Below are 4,669 nucleotides of genomic sequence, written 5' to 3'. Positions count from 1 at the left end.
ACGGCCAGTCGCAACTCATTACAAACACATGCCAGGCACACACTCTGCCCCGCGCCGCTCACCCTACCAAAGAAAGCCGCCCCGGCAAAATCGTGGGCTTGATTGATAACCTTTCGTGCAAAATCCCTACTATCCCCGCTGATTGTTTCTAAAAATACCGCTACCCGCGCAAATCAGGGTCAATGCGGACTCTTAAAAGACCTGCGCCGCGCAATGCTCCCACGGCCGCTACGCGGGCGAAAGCGTCAGTCAAATAGTTGAAGCATGATGCCCCCCATCGGCCGAATAGTCCGTCTGGCCCGCAATTCCTGGGCCATTACTGACTAGAGCCGTGGGCCCCGGTGGTCGGATGTTCAGCGCCGGATGCGACTGGGTGTGTTTAGACTCTCTATGCCTGGCACTTCATGGCTTCCGGTCTTCCAAAAACACGTAAGCTTGGTTAGGGAGACGTTGCCAATCCACTGGCGTTCGAACATTCTGAACTAAGGTCGGCTAATGCCGGATGGCCCCATACTTCGAAGCAACCAATTTCAGCCCAGTCCGCGTATTTCAAGGCAATAGAAACTATTGCCCGAGGAGAAGAAGCATGGTTCCGCGTAATTATCCAAACGATATGAAGGTTCGACATTGGCCGGCATATGGCTTGGCACTCACCCTGATTGCGCTGCTGTTACCTCAGCCTGCAACCGCACTGGATGCAGTGCTGGACGTCAGAGAGAACCCAGGCGATCTGTTGATGTACCTCCATCGTCCTGCCGAGTTCCGAGCAGGTTTGCCAGTGGTTGTCGCACTGCATGGCTGTTTGCAGACGGCTGCCGACTTTGACGACGAAACCGGCCTGGTGGCCCTTGCCGAAGAGACGCCTTTCCTGCTCTTGATGCCTGAACAACGCCCCGAGAACATGTCCCGCAGATGTTTCCGCTGGCATGACGCAGATAATAACCGGAACGGAAAAGGCGAAAGCGCATCAATCCTGGCGATGATCGATAATGTCCTCGCTACTCAAGGCGCCGATCCGGACAAGGTATTCGTTTTGGGGTTTTCCGCAGGCGGTGCAATGGCGAGCGTCCTGATGGCGAATTATCCGGGCCGTTTTGCCGGCGGAGCCGTGCTGGCTGGCTTGCCGTTTGACTGCAACCGGCCCACTTCCGATTATGATGTTATTTGGAACGCGCTTCATTACAGTCCCTTTGTTCCAGATGGATCAGATGCCATCTATGCCTGCGGCATCGGCGGTTACGAGCTAACCGATCGAGATGCCGAGGAATGGGCCAGTTTCGTGACGCAGAGTGCCGCGGATATCCCAGATGATTGGCCTTTGATTTCCCTTTGGCAGGGCACTGGGGACGAAACCGTCGATCCCGACAATCTCCAAGAACTGACGGAGCAGTGGACGGCGGCTCAGGGTATTGACGCCATTGTGGACGAACGCCAGGAAGTCGGTGGTGCGACACGTGAACTCTATCGCGACCAAGCGGGTAATCTGCGTCTCGAGACCTGGTCGCTGCCGGACTTCATCCATGCTGTTCCAATTGACGTTGATGGCTCCACCCCTGTTTGCGGACAGGAGACGGACTTTGTCAAAGATGCGGGGGTCTGTGCCATTCGCCACATTATAGATTTCTGGCGCTTGAAATGATGCGGCGCTGGCTCGCAGCCCCGACTAGTGACTGTATTATCAGAAAAAAATTGGCTTGAAACGGGTAGCTCCGTTCATACCGTAAAACGCTCCTTGGGGCGTTAGGGAATGGCAAACAGGTAGAACTTCATTCTCGCCAGACGCAATATAGATGGATATCAGGCTCCAATCTTAACTGCTCGGAACATCTCCCTGAAATTCGAACACATCCCCGGGCGACGTCAGCATGATTGTCTCCTATTTCGGGGAATTATAGCGGATAATGGATTTAACTGAGTGGAAACAGAACGCTTCGCAAAGCCTGCAATGCGGAGCTGAGTTTCCGAATAACTCTTCCTTGAATGGCTACCAGTATCGACAAAGGTTGCCGTGTTTGCCGTTTTTTGCGGGCCCTGGCGCGGGCACTGCCGTTTGCCATAATAGAGCCATGCTTTGGGGCTTCAGAGCGTCTTCAGATATTCAAGGAGAGCGGCGCGCGCCTGATCATTTAACGCGTCACTGTAGGTATGACCGGCGTTTCCATACCCTCTCAGTGTTGTGTCATAGATTTGGCGCCGTGCCTCTGGGTCTTTCTCCGCCCCCTGCCCCAAATTCAGCGCCTCATGCTCCCACCCCAAGATGTCCGGATCATAACGACGGGGATCGGTTTGGTGCCGCCAGTACTTGGGCCTTAGATCGCTAAACAGCAGCGCGGCCATGCTCGGCACGGAGCCGTTGTGCAGATACGGAGCCGTTGCCCAGACCCCATCAAGGGGGGGCGCAATATAGCCGGGTGCCGGCGCGGTGCTATGGATATCACCATAGGGAGAGCGCGCCACCCAGTCGAAGAACCTATCCCTTGAGCCATCTGTCGCGTCGCTGGCATAGGCGGCATCGGTCCCGACCTCGTCGACGGGATATACCCTGTTGGGAAATGTTTCCTCCTCGCCATAACTGCCGTGGCAGGCGCTGCATTCGCGAACAAAGATGCCTTCGCCCTCTGCAGCGAGGCCCGTGTCAATCGCAAACGGAAACTCCGGGGCTTCGAGTGACACGATGTAGGCCCGAATATCCGCCGCATAGGAATCGATCTCGGCAACTTCCTTTGTCCCGTCGATACACAGCATCGATGCGAGAAGCATGAACCGCGCATGGTCGCCTCTGCCGACGGTGGTGTAGAACATCGCGTTCTTCTTACTCATACCCCACCATGGGGGCACGCTGATCGGCAGTGGGTCCACTGGGGGCGGGTCGATCAGGGGTATCTGAGACCATGCGAGCGTTTCTGGGTCGAGATGCGCCATCAATGCCCAGGTAAGGTTCGGCGCAGGGTTCACGCCTACGGTCTTCGTCTGAACGTAGGGGGCTATGCTGTCGATGCGGTCGGCCCAGTGCTGCCACGCCTTCGTCTCTGCCTTTCCCTGCACATAGTTCCCAGCCTGCAGCACCAGCCGGCTCGGGTCCTGGGTGAAGTCCCCAAACGCATTGCCAAGCCCCAGGATCAGCTCGCCGTTGATCCGGTCTGCATGGCACGTCAGGCAATTGTTCGAGACAATCTCGACCCCGTCTTCGTTCACATGGGAGGTGAGTGCAAAAGGCAATTCTGCATTTCGGCCTTCGCGTCCGGTAACCAGTGCGTCCGGTTCTGTCTGCCGATTAAGCCGCCGATACGCGCCATATGGAATGCCGCAACTCACATAGGGGGCGTTCAGGAGCGCGTGGCGGCCCGCATCAGGAGCTCCATCGCGTTGTGGCGCGGCCGGCACCGGCCCAGTCGGGGAGCGGTACTGGTCCGCGTCGATTGCCGTGTTCGGGGCCTCTCGCCAACTGATCAGCCAGACGGCGCCCGCAAATGCCAGGACGGCCACCACGATCAAGCTGACAAGGGTCGACATCCGGGTCATGGCGCTGAGTAACCCGTCAGTTGCAACGTTCCAACACCCGACACAACCGTGTTCGCGCGACGGCCACTGCTCTGAACCATCCCGCTCCAGACCGGAACCGCAGTGTCGAATGCCTGCGCGTCAGCCAGGGGCACTATTGTAATGTCGAGATTCGGGCCGAGAATCCGCCATTCGACCGGATATTCTGCACCCGTTACCGGGTCTCGCCACGTCCTGGAGGATGTCATCTGCAGGCTCTTCTCGTCCAGAAGCGACGCCGTTCCATCGGGCGAAACGACGAAGCCGCTCACGACGGGTGCTCCTGCGCCATCGATACGTCGCGTGCGGATCACCGACAGGTCGGTCCCGTCGCCTAGCTGAAGCTGCAGGCGATCCGAGGCCACCGGGCGCATGCCGGGCAGCGGAAGCTCTCCCCAGACGTGATCAAACCATGCCGACCCGGTGACGGTCTCTTCGCCCAGGCCCTGATCTATGGTGCCTTCCACCGCGAGCCGCGTCATCGAATATCCCACAAAGGGGGCGCCAGCATCGTCAGGGGTTAGGGCGAGGGTGGGCTTTTCCGGCCGCATGACGAGATCGACGACGGCCTTGTCCAGCACCGTGGCGTAGAGCGTCATGTACGACCCGGACTCATCGCTGTCGAAGCGGAGAAACCAGTTGTCGAGGCGAAGCTCCTGGGCGCTTGGATCATACCCTCCAAGGCCGCGCGTGCCACGCCCGAAACGCTCCTCGCCAAAAGCACGCTCTACGAAAGTATTGAAAATGGCGACGTGTCCTTGGTTGATTTCGCGGACGTCCCAGATGGATGTCGGCGGCGGTGGGTCGCCAGATATGATGCCAAGCCGGAGAAAGGAGAATTGAAACCCCAGTTCTTTGCCGTCCTCATTCCTCAGATGGGTCGCGACATGCCAGCTTTCTGTTCGGGAATTGGTGTGGTGCCCATGGTCCTTGGGGAGGTCTAACTTCCAACTCGCCGACGGCCCTTGGAAGCCGTCACTCGACACCTCCATGAGGGCTGACAACAAGTTAGCTTCGTCGGCATTGCTCGATGAAGTTCTCTCCACTTCGGACGGCGGCAGTGCCCAGTAGAGTGCACCGGCGACCGCGAGCACGAGTGCGAGTGCCAAAAGAATGATGTTTCTTGAAA

The 4,669-nt window shown here is 58.0% G+C and carries 3 protein-coding genes; 1 reads left to right on the top strand and 2 read right to left on the bottom strand.

The window, feature by feature from the left end; genetic code table 11:
• The first annotated feature begins 586 nt into the window (after positions 1-586).
• A complete protein-coding gene (locus tag Q1B15_RS10035; RefSeq protein ID WP_299753548.1) occupies positions 587-1,639 on the top strand; it encodes a PHB depolymerase family esterase in 1,053 nt (350 codons plus the stop codon).
• Between the two features lie 440 nt (positions 1,640-2,079).
• Here Q1B15_RS10035 and Q1B15_RS10030 read toward each other — a convergent pair whose 3' ends face one another.
• Together Q1B15_RS10030 and Q1B15_RS10025 are read right to left on the bottom strand one after the other, a co-directional pair.
• On the bottom strand, positions 2,080-3,522 hold the full coding sequence (locus tag Q1B15_RS10030; protein WP_299753546.1) for a c-type cytochrome: 1,443 nt from the start codon (positions 3,520-3,522) through the stop codon (positions 2,080-2,082).
• On the bottom strand, positions 3,519-4,669 hold a 1,151-nt coding region (locus Q1B15_RS10025; protein WP_299753543.1), incomplete at its 5' end, for a lipocalin family protein. The genes Q1B15_RS10030 and Q1B15_RS10025, both read right to left, overlap by 4 nt.

Source organism: uncultured Boseongicola sp. (assembly GCF_937988555.1).
GTDB lineage: Bacteria > Pseudomonadota > Alphaproteobacteria > Rhodobacterales > Rhodobacteraceae > Boseongicola.
This window is presented reverse-complemented; position numbering and strand designations above follow the sequence as displayed.

Coding starts and splice junctions, on each gene's coding strand:
- Q1B15_RS10030 (WP_299753546.1), bottom strand. CDS start 3,522: ATGACCCGGATGTCGACCCTTGTCAGCTTGATCGTGGTGGCCGTCCTG.
- Q1B15_RS10035 (WP_299753548.1), top strand. CDS start 587: ATGGTTCCGCGTAATTATCCAAACGATATGAAGGTTCGACATTGGCCG.